Genomic DNA, 14,502 nt, shown 5'->3' on the forward strand with positions numbered 1-14,502 from the left:
CTCTTAAAAAGATCAAAAGATCGCAGCCTTCGGCAGCTCCTACAGTGTATCGGTGTTCGTCAGCTGTGCAGGCGCACCCAAACCGTCACCAACACCGTGGCCGCCATCAACCAAGCCACCGCCGCCACCGCCAACGACGCCTCCAGCCGCATCCGGTCTACCATCACATACAACGTCGCCAGATAGACGAAGTACGGAATGATCGACCACATCCCGAACACGATCGTGGTCTTCAAATCCTCAATCGAGCGCCCCTTGCCGACGATGTAATGCGCAATCAGCGCAAACGTCGGAAACAGCGGCACCAGTCCGGCGATGTAATAGTTTTTGGTCTTCGACAGCGCCGCGATGATCAGCACCACCGCTGCGCCCAACAGCGCTTTGAAAAACAGATCCACGTCGTTCTCGCTTAATGGCTCAGGCCGTATTTTTTTACTTTGTCGAACAGTGTGGTCTTGGCCATGCCCAGCTCAAGACTCGCCTGAGTCAGGTTGCCGCCGCTGCGCTGCAATGCATCGCTGAGCAGATTGCGTTCGAAGGCTTCCACCGCTTCGGCAAAGCCCAGGCCTTGTCCGCCGCTGTTGGCACCGGACTTTTTGAACGCCGGCAAACCGAGGGCAAAGCGCTCAGCAACGTTACGCAATTCACGCACGTTGCCCGGCCAGTCGTGGCTCATCAGGTTCGACAAGGTCTGGTTATCCAGTTCCGGCAACGCGCGGTCGAAGCGCAGCGCCGACTGTTGGGTGAAGTGTTCGAACAGTTGCAGAATGTCTTCGCGGCGCTCGCGCAGGGGCGGCAATTCCAGCGTCACCACGTTGAGTCGGTAGTACAAATCGCTGCGGAATTCGCCAGCCTTGCTCGACTCGTCGAGGTCGGATTTGGTCGCTGCGATCACTCGGCAATCTACTGCCACGCTCTGGTTCGAGCCGAGGCGTTCTAGGGTGCGTTCCTGCAACACGCGCAGCAGTTTGATCTGCAACGGCAGCGGCATGCTTTCCACTTCATCGAGGAACAGCGTGCCGCCGTCGGCGTGTTCGATTTTGCCGATGCGCCGTTTGCCCGCGCCGGTGAAGGCGTTGGCTTCATGGCCGAAAATTTCGCTTTCGAACAGATTTTCCGGCAGACCACCGCAGTTCAGCGCGACGAACTGTTTGCTGTGGCGCCGACTGAAATCGTGCAGGCAACGGGCGACCAGTTCTTTACCGGTGCCGGTTTCGCCTTCGATCAACACGTTGGCCGAGGTGTCGGCGACGTTGGCGATCAGTTCGCGCAAATTCTGCATGGCCGGCGAACGACCGATGATGCGTCCTTCGAGGGAATCACGTTCGGCCAGTTGCCGACGCAGCGACGACACTTCGCGAGCGAGGCTGCGTTGTTCCAGCGCACGTCGCGCAACATCGACCAGACGTTCCGGCGAGAACGGTTTTTCCATGAAATCGTAGGCGCCTTTCTGCATCGCGCCGACGGCCATGGAAATATCGCCATGCCCGGTGATCAACACCACTGGCAGGCTACGGTCGCGCTGCTTGAGGCGCGTGAGCAGTTCGAGGCCATCGATGCCCGGCAGGCGAATGTCGCTGATGACGATGCCGGCAAAATTGTCGCCGACCCGCTCCAGCGCTTCTTCGGCACTGCCGACGCCGACGCAGGGAATGTCTTCCAGCGTCAGCGCTTGTTGGCAGCCGAGCAGCACATGGGGGTCGTCTTCGACGATCAGCACACTGAGTTCTTGGTTCATATTGGCTCGGCGGGAGTAGGGCTTACCAACGGTAAACTGAGGACGAAAGTGGTTCCGCCGCCGCCCGGGTGTTCGACACCCAGATGACCGCCGGTGGCAGCGGCGAGGCTGGCGGAAAGCGTCAGGCCCAGACCCAGGCCTTGTTCGCCGGGTTTGGTGGTGAAGAACGGTTCGAACAGATGCTTGCGCGCTTCGGCGTCGATGCCGTGACCGTTGTCGCGCACGCGCAGGCGATATTTGCCGTTGAATTCTTCGCCCTCCAGCCACAGCTCGGGCTGCGGTTGCGCCTGCATCGCATCGAGGGCGTTGCCGACCAGATTGACCAGAATCTGTTCGAGGCGAGTCTGGTCGATCTGCACTTGCACGTCGATGAACTGCCGATGGATTTGCAGCGCCGCATGTTCAACACGCGCACCGAGCAATTGCAGCGCGGCGTCCACGGCTTTGCCGAGACTGGCCTGACCCTGATTGTCACCCCGACGGGCGAACGAACGCAGGCTCGCGGTGATTCGGCCCATGCGGTCGATCAGGTCATTGATGGTCTTGAGGTTGGTGCTGGCGACGTCGAGCTGACCGCGTTCCAGAAAACGTACGGTGTTGCCCGAGAGCGTGCGCATCGCGGCCAGTGGCTGATTCAATTCGTGGGCGATGCTGGTCGACATCTGACCGATGGCGGCGAGTTTGCCGGCTTGCACCAGTTCATCCTGCGCGCGGCGCAAGGTCTCTTCGGCTTGACGGCGTTCGCGGATCTGACTCTTCAAGCGCTCGTTGCTGGCGCGCAGGTCGGTGGTGCGTTCGGTAATCCGACGCTCCAGTTGATTGTTGGCTTCCTGCAAGGCTTCGCGGGCGGCGAGGCGGGTGGCGATGACCTTGCGTCGCTCGTTCCAGGCGATCAACAGGAAGGCGACCAGTGCAAACGCCACCGCAACGAGAATGCCTTGGTTAATCGCCTCGCGACGCAAATCCTGCAGCGGCGTGAGCAGGGTGAAATTCCACGGCGTGTCGCTCAATGGCCGGGTCTGCGCCAAGTAGCTGATGTCGTCCTCGCCTGACTGCACTTCGCTGTTGGCCGGGAAGGTGAGTTTCTCCACACCTTCGGCCAATGTTTCGCGGGCCAGCGGTTGCAGTTCGTTGAGCGGGAACCAGTAGTACTGCAGGCTGCGGGCGAGTTTTTCTTTGGTTTCCTCGCTCAGCGGAATCACTGATTTGAGCCGGCGTGCCGGATCGCTGGAAAGAATGATGATGCCGTTTTCATCGCTGACAAACGCTTCGAGACGCGCGCGCTGCCAGCGTTCTTCCATGGCTTCCAGACGCACTTTGACCACGGCGACGCCGATGATCTTGCCGTGCTCTTCAAGGCCGTGGGCGAGGTAGTAACCGGGTTCGCCGTTGGTACTGCCAATGCCGTAGAAACGCCCGGGTTCACCGCGCACGGCTTTCTGGAAATAGGCACGGAAGGACAGGTCTTCACCGAGATAACTGTCGACATCGCGCCAGTTGCTGGTGGCCATGACGCGGCCGGTGGTGTCCATGACGTAGATGGCCCGACTGCGACTGCGTCGGTTCAGGCCTTCAAGGTAAGCATTGACCGTTTGCCGGTGTTCCGGGGTCGGGTCGGCCAGCAGCCGCGACACACTGGTTTCGAGTTCCAGCAGGCTGGGCAGGTAGGTGTATTTGCTGATCTCGCTTTCGACCGCGCGGGCGTTCAGTTCGAGCTGGCGCTGGCCGTTTTCGCTGAGGTTGCGAATGCCAAAATGCTCACTGACCCAGAACCCGGCGTAACCCAACCCGACCATCAAAATGATGATCAGCGGCGGCAGGAACAAATGACGAATCAGACGGGGCTTCACGGCAAGTGATGGCGGCGCGGCGCGATAGAGATTGGGGTCGCATTTCATCACAGATGCCTTGGGTCAACCACAACACTTGTTTGTGAATCACCGCTGGTTTGGAGGTGGACTCTGTGGCGAGGGGATTTATCCCCGTTGGGTTGCGAAGCAGCCCCAAAACCATCAATGCGGTTTAACTGAAAGACCGCATGCACAGGTTTTACGACTGCTGCGCAGCCGGACGGGGATAAATCCCCTCGCCACAGGGGATCTCATTGTCAGGCAGCCCGCACCCCACAGACAGGGTGCGGGTGTGTTGCTTTTAGTGCTGCAGGATTTTCTCGAGGAAGTGCTGCGCGCGTTCGGAGCGGGCTTTGATGTCGCCGAAGAACTCCTCTTTCGGGCAGTCTTCGATGATCTTGCCGGCGTCCATGAAAATCACCCGGTCGGCCACTTTGCGCGCAAAACCCATTTCGTGGGTTACGCACATCATGGTCATGCCTTCGTGGGCCAGTTGCACCATCACGTCGAGCACTTCGTTAACCATCTCCGGGTCGAGCGCCGAGGTCGGTTCGTCGAACAGCATGACGATCGGATCCATCGCCAGCGCACGGGCAATTGCCACACGCTGTTGCTGACCACCGGACAGTTGCCCCGGATGCTTGTGCGCGTGCGCCGACAAACCCACGCGATCGAGCAGTTGCAGACCTTTTTTGGTCGCCTCTTCCTTGCTGCGGCCCAACACTTTGATCTGCGCGATGGTCAGGTTTTCGGTGATGGTCAGGTGCGGAAACAGTTCGAAATGCTGGAACACCATGCCGACGCGCGAACGCAGTTTCGGCAGGTTGGTCTTCGGATCGGCAATCGACGTACCGTCAACCACGACGTCGCCTTTCTGGAACGGCTCCAGCGCGTTGACGCATTTGATCAGGGTCGATTTACCCGAACCGGACGGGCCGCAGACCACGATCACTTCGCCTTTTTTGACCTCGGTGCTGCAATCCGTCAGTACCTGGAAGTCCCCATACCACTTGTTGATGTTCTTGATAGAGATCATACGGCGAACCTTTTTTGCAGACGCTTGACCAGCAGCGAGGCGGAAAAGCTGATGATGAAGTAGACGACACCGGCGAAGATCAGGAACTCGTTGGAACGGCCAATGATGTCGCCGCTGGAGCGGGCGGAGTTGAGGAAGTCCACCAGACCCACGGTGTAAACCAGCGAGGTGTCCTGGAACAGGATTATCGACTGTTGCAGCAGCAACGGCGTCATCTTGCGGAACGCCTGAGGCAGGATGATCAGACGCATGGTCTGGCCATAGGTCATGCCCATCGCCTGTGCAGCGGCCATCTGACCTTTAGGGATCGACTGCACACCGGCGCGGACGATTTCGCAGAAGTACGCGGCTTCGAACATCATGAAGGCCACGACGCAGGAGGTGAACGCGCCGATCGGCGTGTCTTCACCGGTAATCCAGCGCAGCACGAACGGCACCGCCAGGTAGAACCAGGTGATCACCAGCAGCAGCGGGATCGAACGGAAGTAGTTCACATAAGCGCCGGCCACGCGTGACAGCAGTTTGCTCGACGACAGGCGCATCAGCGCCAGGATCGTGCCGAGCACGATGCCGCCGACTACGCCCATGACCATCAACTGCAAGGTCATCACCATGCCGTTCCACAGGCCCGGGATAGCGGGGATGATGCCGCTGAAATCGAAGTCCATTATTTGCCCCCCACGGAGATCAGGCCAGGCACCGCGACTTTCTTCTCGACCACGCGCATCAGCAGCATCAGGCTCATGTTCAGGGTGAAGTAAATCAGCGTGGCCAGGGTGAAGGCTTCAAACAGGTTGGCCGAAAATTCGGCGGTCTGTTTGGTTTGTGCCAGCAATTCCATCAAACCGATCAAGGACGCCACGGAGGAGTTCTTGAAGACGTTGAGGAATTCCGAGGTAAGCGGCGGAATAATGATGCGGTAGGCCTGGGGCAGCAGCACGTTCCAGTAGATCTGCGGCAGCTTGAAACCCATGGCACGCGCAGCCGATTCCTGGCCGCGTGGCAGCGCCTGAATACCGGTACGCACTTGCTCGCAAACACGCGCAGCGGTGAACAAGCCCAGGCACACGACAACGCTCAGGTAAGCCGAGGTGGTCGGGTTGAGGTCTTGTTTGTACCAGTCCTGCAGGTTTTGCGGCAGCAGGTCGGGCACCAGGAAGTACCAGATGAACAGCTGAACCAGCAGCGGCACATTACGAAACAGTTCCACGTAGCAGGTCGCGATGCCCGATACGATGCGGTTTGGCACAGTGCGCATGACCCCCAGAATGGAGCCCAGCAGCAAGGCGATGATCCATGCCACGATGGCAATGGCAATCGGTCCAGCCCAAACCGGTGACGTACCAGTCGAGATAAGTCTCGCTGCCGACGCCGGTGGACTTGAAGAACACGCCCCAGTCCCAGTTGTAATTCATTAGGGTCTCCCCTCGAGATCGATCGATGTACAAGCACCCGCTCGGGGAAAATCCTTTCCCGTCCGACGTTGAACGCCGGGCACACGCGATCGGCTCGAAAACCGCCAGGTCGAGTGTTCCACAGTACAGCCAGCAGGTAGTAACAGACGCCTGAGGGAGGGTGACTCCCTCAGGAGATAAGGTTAGTCAGGAATCAGATTTTTACGTCAGGCGCCGGCTTGTCGCTCGGGGTGGCGATCAGATCTTTTACCTTGTCGCTCATCGGGAAGTTCAGGTTCAGGCCTTTCGGTGGGATCGGGCTCTCGAACCATTTGCTGTAGATCTTGTTGATCTCGCCAGACTTGTACAGCGCAACGATGGCGTCATCGACGGCTTTCTTGAAGGCCGGGTCATCTTTACGAACCATGCACGCATAGGCTTCGAAGGACTGTGGAGTACCGGTGATGATCCAGTCATTCGGCTTCTTGGCCTTGGCTTCTTCGCCGGCCAGCAGAGCGTCGTCCATCATGAAGGCAACGGCGCGACCGCTTTCCAGCATGTTGAAGGATTCGCCGTGGTCTTTGGCGGAGATGATGTTCATGCCCATTTGCTTGTCGGCGTTCATCGCTTTGATGATGCGCTCGGACGTGGTGCCAGCGGTGGTCACGACGTTCTTGCCTTTGAGGTCGGCGAAGTCAGCGTAGGACGGCTTGCCATCCTTGTCTTTCTTGACCAGCAGACGGGTGCCGATTTCGAAGATGTTGACGGTGAAGTCGACTTGCTGAGCGCGTTCGGCGTTGTTGGTGGTCGAGCCGCACTCGATATCCGCGGTGCCGTTCTGGATCAGCGGGATACGGGTTTGCGAGGTCACCAGGTTGTATTTGACCTGCAGATCGGGCTTGTTCAGGTCTTTTTTCAGGGCTTCAACGATAGCCACCTGAATGTCGTGGGAGTAGCCCACTGGTTTGCCGGAAGCATCTGCAATGTAGGAAAACGGAATGGAGCTGTCGCGGTGAGCGAGCGTGATGGTGCCCGAATCGTTGATTTTCTTCAGGGTGCCGGTGAGTTCGGCGGCGAAAACTGGCGTGCTGATCAGAGCGGCAGCAATGGCTGCGCCCAGGATATGGGGAACGATGCGCATCAAATTTTCCTCGACATTGTTTTTTTTATGGAGCCAGTTCGTCGGCCCTTTTGTGCTTCGAATGCCTGACGGCTCCTGAAGTGTTGGCACAACAGGCATTCGTCGAGAGAGTGTAGAGCATGACTCGTGCCAGACCAGTCTGGATTGGTTAAGATTATGATTTATAAGGAGATTAAAGTTTTATGGCGGATTTTTTTGTGAGGAGTGATCCGGTTTACCGAATTGACCGGGGAGTCTCGTTCGGAAAACCGAACGAGTTTTTGTAGGAGTGAGCCTGCTCGCGATGGCGGTATGTCAGGCGCCAGCTATGTTGATTGACACACCGCCATCGCGAGCAGGCTCACTCCTACAGGGGGGGGCGGTGTGTCAGGCAAACAAAAAAAGCCCCTGAACCTTACGATTCAGGGGCTTTTTGTTTAACCAATGTTCAAATCACGCCGCTTCAATCTTGCTACGGTTCTGCTCAACCTTACCCAGATACGCCGCAAGCTTCTCCTGCTCCGCCGGAGTGGTAAACAACCCCAGCTTGCTACGACGCCACAGAATGTCATGCGCCGAGGTCGCCCACTCTTCGCTGCACAGGTAATCGACTTCACGGGTGTAGAGCCCGCCGCCAATGTGTTCGCCCATGTCGGCGAGGGTTTCAACGCCCTCAAGCATGCGCCAGGTGCGGCTGCCGTACGTGGTCGACCAGCGACGCGCGATCTCGCTCGGCACAAAGTCGTACTTGTCGCGAATCAGCGCGCTCAAGGCTTGCGGCGTGGTCATGTCTTCGCCGCCGGGCAGGGTGGCGGTGGCCGTCCAGCTCGGGCGCATCTGGGTGAAGAACGGCATCAGTTGCGCCATCGCCGATTCGGCGAGTTTGCGGTAGGTGGTCAGCTTGCCGCCGAACACCGACAGCAGCGGCGCTTCTTCAGTGCTGCCGGACAGCGCCAAGGTGTAATCGCGAGTAACCGCCGACGGGTTGTCGGATTCGTCGTTACACAGTGGGCGCACACCCGAGTAGCTGTGCTGAATGTCTTCGCGGCTGACTTGTTTCTTGAAGTGTGCGTTGACCACTTTCAGCAGGTAATCGGTTTCGCCTTCGGTGATGGCGACCTTCGCCGGATCGCCAGTGTATTCACGGTCGGTGGTGCCGATCAGGGTGAAGTGGTTGTTCAAGTACGGAATGGTGAAAACGATGCGCTGATCTTCGTTTTGCAGAATGTGCGCGTGATCGCCTTCGTACAGTTTCGGCACGATGATATGGCTGCCTTGAATCAGACGGATGCCGTACGGCGATTCCATCTTCAGATCGTCACGGATGAACTTGGCGACCCACGGGCCGGCGGCGTTCACCAGCGCTTTGGCGGTGATCGAAAAAAGGCTGCCGTCGGCGCGTTCCAGGTTCAGGTGCCACAAACCTTTGGCGCGACGGGCGCTGACGCAACGGGTCTGGGTGTGTACGTGGGCACCTTTTTCGCGGGCGGCCATGGCGTTGAGTACCACGAGACGGGCGTCGTCGACCCAGCAATCGGAGTATTCGAAGCCTTTCTTGATTTCGCTTTTCAGTGCGCTGTCGGCGCCGAACTTGAGGCTTTTCGAACCTGGCAGTTTTTCGCGCTTGCCGAGGTTGTCATACAGGAACAGGCCGGCACGAATCATCCACGCCGGACGCAGGTGCGGACGATGCGGCAGCACGAAGCGCATTGGCTTGACGATGTGCGGGGCCTTGGCCAGCAGCACTTCGCGCTCGGCCAGTGCTTCGCGCACCAGACGGAATTCGTAATGTTCGAGGTAGCGCAGGCCACCGTGGATCAGCTTGCTGCTGGCCGACGAGGTGTGGCTGGCGAGGTCGTCCTTTTCGCAAAGGAACACCGAGAGACCGCGACCGGCGGCATCCGCTGCGATCCCCACCCCATTGATCCCGCCGCCGATAACGGCGAGGTCGTAGATCTCGGAGATAGGGGGCGTACGCAAGGTAGATGTGGACATCGGCTGGCCTCAGGCTCTTTTGATTTTCTATATTGGAAATCGAACATGAATGTTCATTTGCGAAAATGGTAGCCGATAAAGACGGTCACAGCCAGTCGACTTCGATTGAAAAAACTCATCGAAGGGCGGAGAAAGGAAAATTTTCGAACATCAAGTGCGCCCGACGGCGCTAGAGGTGTGCTGTTTGTGAGGGCCTCTTCGCGAGCAAGCCCGCTCCCACAGGGGAATGCATTCCAAATGTGGGAGCGGGCTTGCTCGCGAAAGCGTCGGAACAGCCAATGAAGATTAGAAGGATTAAACGACTTCCAGGCGAATCTTGTGCTGACTCAACAACTGCGCCAACGCCGGCACCGGCTGTTGATCGGTCACCAAACAATCAATCAGACTGATCGGGCCAAGACGAATCATCGCATTACGCCCAAACTTGCTCGAATCCGCCGCCAGAATCACCTGCCGCGCATTGGCAATAATCGCCTGCGAAACCCGCACTTCCTGATAATCAAAATCCAGCAAGCTGCCGTCTTCATCAATCCCGCTAATCCCGACCAGCGCGAAATCAACCTTGAACTGATTGATGAAATCCACACTCGCCTGACCCACAACACCGCCGTCCCGACGGACATTGCCACCGGTCAGCAGTACATCGAAATCATCCTTGGCACTGAGCATCGACGCCACGTGCAAGTTATTGGTGATGATCTTCAGATGGTTGTGATTGAGCAGGGCGCGGGCAATCGATTCGGTGGTGGTACCGATGTTGATGAACAGCGAGGCGTGATCGGGGATCTGCGCGGCGATGGCTTCACCGATGCGTTGTTTTTCATCGCGCATCTGATCGGCGCGCATCGCATAGGCCGTGTTTTCGACGCTGGAATCATAAGCCGCGCCGCCATGGTAGCGACGGAGCAAATTGGCTTCCGCGAGCTGATTGATGTCGCGGCGGATGGTTTGCGGGGTAACAACGAACAGCGTGGCCATTTCCTCGATGCTCACATAGCCGCGTTCGCGAACCAGTTCGAGGATTTGCTGCTGACGGGGAGGCAGATTCATGGGGCTTCCTTTGGGCTGCCGTGCAAAATTTGCCCATGATGCCGCAGGAATCCGCTCCCGACCAGTTAGTTGCCTATCAGTCTCTGAAGGTTGGCTTATTCAGCGTCTTCACGCGCCCAGGCACGGGTGCGGCTAACGGCTTTTTTCCAGCCTTTATACAGCTTCTCTTTCTCGACTTCGTCCAGGCTCGGCTCGAACTCACGCTCGATCACCGCTTTGCCGCGCAGTTCTTCCAGGCTACCCCAGAAACCGCACGCCAGACCGGCCAGGTATGCCGCGCCCAGCGCTGTGGTTTCGCGCATTTGCGGGCGCTCAACCTGAGTGCCGAGGATGTCGGCCTGGAACTGCATGAGGAAGTTGTTCGCCACCGCACCGCCGTCCACGCGCAGGGCTTTGAGGCGTTCGCCGGAGTCCTGTTGCATGGCGTCGAGCACGTCGCGGGTCTGGTAGGCGATCGATTCCAGCGCGGCGCGGATGATGTGATCCACGCGAACGCCGCGCGTCAGGCCGAACAGTGCGCCACGGGCGTACGGATCCCAGTAAGGAGCGCCCAGGCCGGTGAAGGCTGGCACCAGGTACACGCCGTTGCTGTCCTTCACTTTATTGGCGAAGTATTCGGTGTCGTGGGCGTCGTTGATGATTTTCAGTTCGTCACGCAGCCATTGCACGGTCGAACCGCCGTTGAATACCGCGCCTTCCAGGGCGTAAGCGACTTCGCCGCGCGGGCCGCAAGCGATGGTGGTGAGCATGCCGTGCTGCGATTTCACCGCTTTGTCGCCAGTGTTCATCAGCAGGAAGCAGCCGGTGCCGTAGGTGTTTTTCGCCTGACCTGGTTCTACGCACATTTGACCGAACAGCGCCGCTTGCTGGTCGCCGGCGATACCGCCGATGGCGATGCCGCTCTTGGTGTGGCCGTAGATTTCCGACGACGCCTTCACTTCCGGAAGCATCTCGCGCGGGATGTCGAGAATCTCCAGCATCTTCGCGTCCCACTCCAGCGAGTGAATGTTGAAGAGCATGGTGCGCGAGGCGTTGGTGTAGTCGGTGACGTGCACCTTGCCGCCAGTGAATTTCCAGATCAGCCAGCTATCGACGGTGCCGAACAGCAGTTCGCCGTTGCGCGCACGCTCGCGGCTGCCTTCGACGTTGTCGAGGATCCACTTCAGTTTGGTGCCCGAGAAGTACGGGTCGGTGACCAGACCGGTGGTGTCGCTGATGTATTGCTCGTGGCCATCGCGTTTGAGCTGCTGGCAAATCTCGGTGCTGCGGCGGCACTGCCAGACGATGGCGTTGTAGACCGGGCGACCGGTGGTCTTGTCCCAGACCACGGTGGTTTCACGCTGGTTGGTGATGCCGATGGCTGCGACCTGGTCGTGGTGCAGACCGGCCTGTGCCAGCGCTTCAACCATCACCGCACTTTGGGTGGCGAAGATTTCCATCGGATCGTGTTCGACCCAACCGGCTTGCGGGTAATGCTGAGCGAATTCGCGCTGCGCGGTGCAGACCACGTTCGCGTCGCGGTCAAAAATGATCGCGCGGGAGCTGGTCGTACCCTGATCGAGGGCAATGATGTAGTTCTTATTCTGAATGTCGGTCATGTCGATTGCCTTGGACGAAATAAGGGAGAGTGGGCCGTGGCGCAGGCTCTAGAGGGCAGGAGCCTGCGCCGACTGTTTCAAGAAGTTCTTGGTTTGCCGTCAATGGCCGGTTCTGCATCCTTTGTAGCAGGTGTGGCGCCGGTCAGGTGACGGGCGATGAGCCCGCGATACCCGGCAGCGCCGAGGCAGGCACCGACAATCGGTGCAAAAATCGGAATCAGGAAGTACGGAATATCGCGGCCGCCAGTGAAGGAAATTTCACCCCAGCCAGCGAAGAAAGTCATCAGTTTCGGACCGAAGTCACGCGCCGGGTTCATCGCAAAACCGGTCAGCGGGCCCATCGAGCTGCCGATCACCGCGATCAGCAAGCCGATCAGCAGCGGCGCCATCGGGCCTCTTGGCAGACCATTGTTGTCGTCGGTCAGGGCCATGATCACGCCCATCAGGATCGCGGTGATGATCATCTCGACCAGGAATGCCTGGGCGGTGGACAGCACTGGGTTCGGGAACGTTGAGAACACCGAGGCCAGCTCAAGGCTGGCGGCCGAGCCGCGAACCATTTGGTGAGTTTGTTCGTAATCGAAGAAAAGATTGCTGTACAGCGTGTAAACCAGCAGCGCGCCGCAGAAGGCGCCGGCGATCTGCGCAAGAATATAGAAGGGCAGTTTGCGCTTTTCGAAGTCGGCGAAGATTGCCAGCGCAATGCTCACGGCCGGGTTCAGGTGCGCGCCGGAAACGCCCGCGGTGAGGTAGATCGCCATGCTCACGCCGACACCCCAAATGATGCTGATTTCCCACAGGCCGAAGCTGGCGCCCGCGACTTTGAGGGCGGCGACACAGCCAGTGCCAAAAAAGATCAGAAGTGCAGTACCCAGAAACTCGGCCATGCATTGGCTCGAAAGCGATGGTTGCTGTAAAGCAGTTGTCATTGAAAACCTCAATTTTTGTTGTTGTCTGGCGCGATTGCCGACAGGGCAAGGCGCGATTTTCACCGGGTCGGAATCCCCATTCGTTTCCCGGTTTACTGCTGAGTGCTGCAATGATGATAATTCTTACATTATTCAGATTCGAAAAAATATAGACAAGAAACAAACCTGTCAAAGGTCGAAAGTGAACCATCAGTCACAATAGAACTATCAGTCGCATGAATGACTCACCGGGTGACCGCTTTCTTAGCGTTGTGAATTACCTGCAAAGCCGCGTAATTCGGGGCCGGGATAGAGCCTTTTACGGCTCGATGTCCTAGAATCCGGCGCAGGATTTTCTGCCATTGCCGAGCCTGGAGCTGCCATGACCCCTGCGTTGGACTTGTTGAAAAAAGTTCGTGCCGAACATCGCGTGCACAGTTACGAACATGATCCGAAGGCCGCGTCCTACGGGCTGGAGGCTGCGGAAAAACTGGCACTTGAGCCAGCGCAGGTGTTCAAAACCTTGCTGGCGGCGAGTGAAAAAGGTGAGCTGCTGGTGGCCGTAGTGCCGGTCGTCGGAAGCCTCGACCTCAAAGGTCTGGCGCAGGCGGCGGGGGTGAAAAAAGTCGAGATGGCTGACCCGGCAGCGGCGCAGCGATCCACCGGTTATCTGCTGGGCGGTATCAGTCCGTTGGGGCAGAAAAAGCGTCTGCGCACCTTCATCGATAAGTCGGCTCAGGCTTTTGCGACTATTTATGTCAGCGCCGGCCGGCGTGGGCTGGAAGTCGAATTGGCACCCGCCGTGCTCGCTGAACACACCCAGGCCAAATTCGCCGACATCGGTCGTGCGTAATGTTGGCTGATTCTGTATGAAGAAAATTGTCCGGTTCTGTCTCTGGCGCTGATCCGGTATGCGCTGCATGATCTGCCGACTGACTTAAGGAGAAGGTTATGCAGCTCGAGTTTCATCAGGTCGACGCATTCAGTGAGCGGCCGTTCAGTGGCAACCCGGCGATGGTTTATCGGCTGGATGCGTGGCTCGCCGATGATTTGATGCAAAAGATCGCGGGTGAACACAACCTGGCGGAAACCGCGTTTCTGGTGCGCGAAGGTTCGGCCTGGCATATCCGTTGGTTCACCCCGACCACTGAAGTGCCGTTGTGCGGCCATGCGACGCTGGCCAGCGCTTATGTGTTGTTCGAGATCTACAAGGAAACGGCCGAGCGTATCGACTTCACCTGCAAGTCCGGGCCGTTGAGCGTGACACGGGCAGACGGGCGTTTGTGGCTGGATTTCCCCTCGATCGTGCCGTCAGAGATTGGCGTGACCCTGGATGTCGAGCGGGCGCTGGGCGTTGAAGCGGTTGATGTGCTCGGCTCGAACGAACTGTTTGTGGTGCTGGAGTCGGAGCAGGCCGTACTCGATTGCAAGCCGGACATGGTCGCGCTGGCCAAACTGCCGTGGCTCGGTGCAATCGTCACCGCGCGCGGTAATCAGCATGATTTTGTCTCGCGCTATTTCGCCCCGGCGATTGGCATCAATGAAGATCCGGTGACCGGGTCGACGCACTGCAGCTTGATTCCGTATTGGTCAAAACGTCTGGGCAAATCGAGCCTGACCGCGTGCCAGCGCTCGGCGCGGGGCGGGGAGTTGTTTTGTCGGCTGGAGGGTGAACGGGTGAAGATTGGCGGGCATGCAACGCTCGTTGCGAGCGGCACCCTGTTATTGGGATAAACCCAAAACCAAATGTGGGAGCGGGCTTGCTCGCGAAGGCGTTGCGTCAGTCGCCATTATCGTCGACTGACATAACGCC

Annotated in this window: 12 protein-coding genes and 1 pseudogene; 2 read left to right on the forward strand and 11 right to left on the reverse strand. The window is 58.4% G+C overall.

Annotated features, from left to right (window positions below):
* Window positions 1-59: 59 nt before the first annotated feature.
* The 11 genes and pseudogenes from ACZZ0D_RS02495 to ACZZ0D_RS02545 form a co-directional block, all read right to left on the reverse strand.
* Window positions 60-398 (reverse strand): GlpM family protein, encoded by a 339-nt coding sequence (locus tag ACZZ0D_RS02495; RefSeq protein ID WP_008079444.1) that lies wholly within the window; start codon window positions 396-398, stop codon window positions 60-62.
* Between the two features lie 11 nt (window positions 399-409).
* A complete protein-coding gene (gene aauR, locus ACZZ0D_RS02500) occupies window positions 410-1,738 on the reverse strand; it encodes a two-component response regulator AauR (RefSeq protein ID WP_053123444.1) in 1,329 nt (442 codons plus the stop codon).
* On the reverse strand, window positions 1,735-3,636 hold the full coding sequence (gene aauS / locus ACZZ0D_RS02505) for a two-component sensor histidine kinase AauS (RefSeq protein ID WP_053123442.1): 1,902 nt from the start codon (window positions 3,634-3,636) through the stop codon (window positions 1,735-1,737). The genes aauR and aauS overlap by 4 nt, the downstream gene beginning before the upstream one ends.
* A 253-nt stretch (window positions 3,637-3,889) precedes the next feature.
* The gene (locus ACZZ0D_RS02510) at window positions 3,890-4,624 is read right to left on the reverse strand and encodes an amino acid ABC transporter ATP-binding protein (protein WP_212546293.1); all 735 of its coding nucleotides are present in this window, start codon (window positions 4,622-4,624) and stop codon (window positions 3,890-3,892) included.
* Window positions 4,621-5,292 carry an amino acid ABC transporter permease gene (locus ACZZ0D_RS02515; protein WP_003227756.1) on the reverse strand — a complete coding sequence of 224 codons (672 nt, stop codon included), beginning with the start codon at window positions 5,290-5,292 and terminating at the stop codon, window positions 4,621-4,623. Before ACZZ0D_RS02515 ends, ACZZ0D_RS02510 begins: the two co-directional genes overlap by 4 nt.
* Window positions 5,292-6,039, reverse strand: a pseudogene (locus tag ACZZ0D_RS02520) (amino acid ABC transporter permease). Before ACZZ0D_RS02520 ends, ACZZ0D_RS02515 begins: the two are co-directional and overlap by 1 nt.
* A 193-nt stretch (window positions 6,040-6,232) precedes the next feature.
* Window positions 6,233-7,159 (reverse strand): glutamate/aspartate ABC transporter substrate-binding protein, encoded by a 927-nt coding sequence (locus tag ACZZ0D_RS02525; RefSeq protein WP_053123435.1) that lies wholly within the window; start codon window positions 7,157-7,159, stop codon window positions 6,233-6,235.
* 432 nt (window positions 7,160-7,591) lie between these two features.
* Entirely contained in the window at window positions 7,592-9,133 is a 1,542-nt protein-coding gene (gene glpD / locus ACZZ0D_RS02530) for a glycerol-3-phosphate dehydrogenase (RefSeq protein ID WP_463552388.1), read from the reverse strand.
* 294 nt (window positions 9,134-9,427) lie between these two features.
* Entirely contained in the window at window positions 9,428-10,183 is a 756-nt protein-coding gene (locus ACZZ0D_RS02535; protein ID WP_007916700.1) for a DeoR/GlpR family transcriptional regulator, read from the reverse strand.
* Between the two features lie 95 nt (window positions 10,184-10,278).
* Window positions 10,279-11,781 carry a glycerol kinase GlpK gene (gene glpK, locus ACZZ0D_RS02540; RefSeq protein ID WP_463552389.1) on the reverse strand — a complete coding sequence of 501 codons (1,503 nt, stop codon included), beginning with the start codon at window positions 11,779-11,781 and terminating at the stop codon, window positions 10,279-10,281.
* A 77-nt stretch (window positions 11,782-11,858) separates the two neighbouring features.
* Window positions 11,859-12,710, reverse strand: a complete 852-nt coding sequence (locus ACZZ0D_RS02545) for an MIP/aquaporin family protein (protein ID WP_053123429.1) — start codon at window positions 12,708-12,710, stop codon at window positions 11,859-11,861.
* Between the two features lie 361 nt (window positions 12,711-13,071).
* Here ACZZ0D_RS02545 and ybaK point away from each other — a divergent pair, with 361 nt between their 5' ends.
* Together ybaK and ACZZ0D_RS02555 are read left to right on the forward strand one after the other, a co-directional pair.
* Window positions 13,072-13,542, forward strand: coding sequence for a Cys-tRNA(Pro) deacylase (ybaK, locus tag ACZZ0D_RS02550; protein ID WP_463552390.1), 471 nt, complete (start codon window positions 13,072-13,074; stop codon window positions 13,540-13,542).
* A 98-nt stretch (window positions 13,543-13,640) separates the two neighbouring features.
* A complete protein-coding gene (locus ACZZ0D_RS02555; RefSeq protein WP_463552391.1) occupies window positions 13,641-14,423 on the forward strand; it encodes a PhzF family phenazine biosynthesis protein in 783 nt (260 codons plus the stop codon).
* Window positions 14,424-14,502: the final 79 nt, after the last annotated feature.

Source organism: Pseudomonas sp. AC193 (genome assembly GCF_979258075.1).

Bases quoted from the DNA above. Each gene is read 5' to 3' on its own strand.
- ACZZ0D_RS02535 (WP_007916700.1), bottom strand. From the start codon at position 10,183: ATGAATCTGCCTCCCCGTCAGCAGCAAATCCTCGAACTGGTTCGCGAA.
- ACZZ0D_RS02515 (WP_003227756.1), bottom strand. From the start codon at position 5,292: ATGGACTTCGATTTCAGCGGCATCATCCCCGCTATCCCGGGCCTGTGG.
- ybaK (WP_463552390.1), top strand. From the start codon at position 13,072: ATGACCCCTGCGTTGGACTTGTTGAAAAAAGTTCGTGCCGAACATCGC.
- aauS (WP_053123442.1), bottom strand. From the start codon at position 3,636: ATGAAATGCGACCCCAATCTCTATCGCGCCGCGCCGCCATCACTTGCC.
- glpK (WP_463552389.1), bottom strand. From the start codon at position 11,781: ATGACCGACATTCAGAATAAGAACTACATCATTGCCCTCGATCAGGGT.
- glpD (WP_463552388.1), bottom strand. From the start codon at position 9,133: ATGTCCACATCTACCTTGCGTACGCCCCCTATCTCCGAGATCTACGAC.
- ACZZ0D_RS02525 (WP_053123435.1), bottom strand. From the start codon at position 7,159: ATGCGCATCGTTCCCCATATCCTGGGCGCAGCCATTGCTGCCGCTCTG.
- ACZZ0D_RS02545 (WP_053123429.1), bottom strand. From the start codon at position 12,710: ATGACAACTGCTTTACAGCAACCATCGCTTTCGAGCCAATGCATGGCC.
- ACZZ0D_RS02510 (WP_212546293.1), bottom strand. From the start codon at position 4,624: ATGATCTCTATCAAGAACATCAACAAGTGGTATGGGGACTTCCAGGTA.
- ACZZ0D_RS02555 (WP_463552391.1), top strand. From the start codon at position 13,641: ATGCAGCTCGAGTTTCATCAGGTCGACGCATTCAGTGAGCGGCCGTTC.
- aauR (WP_053123444.1), bottom strand. From the start codon at position 1,738: ATGAACCAAGAACTCAGTGTGCTGATCGTCGAAGACGACCCCCATGTG.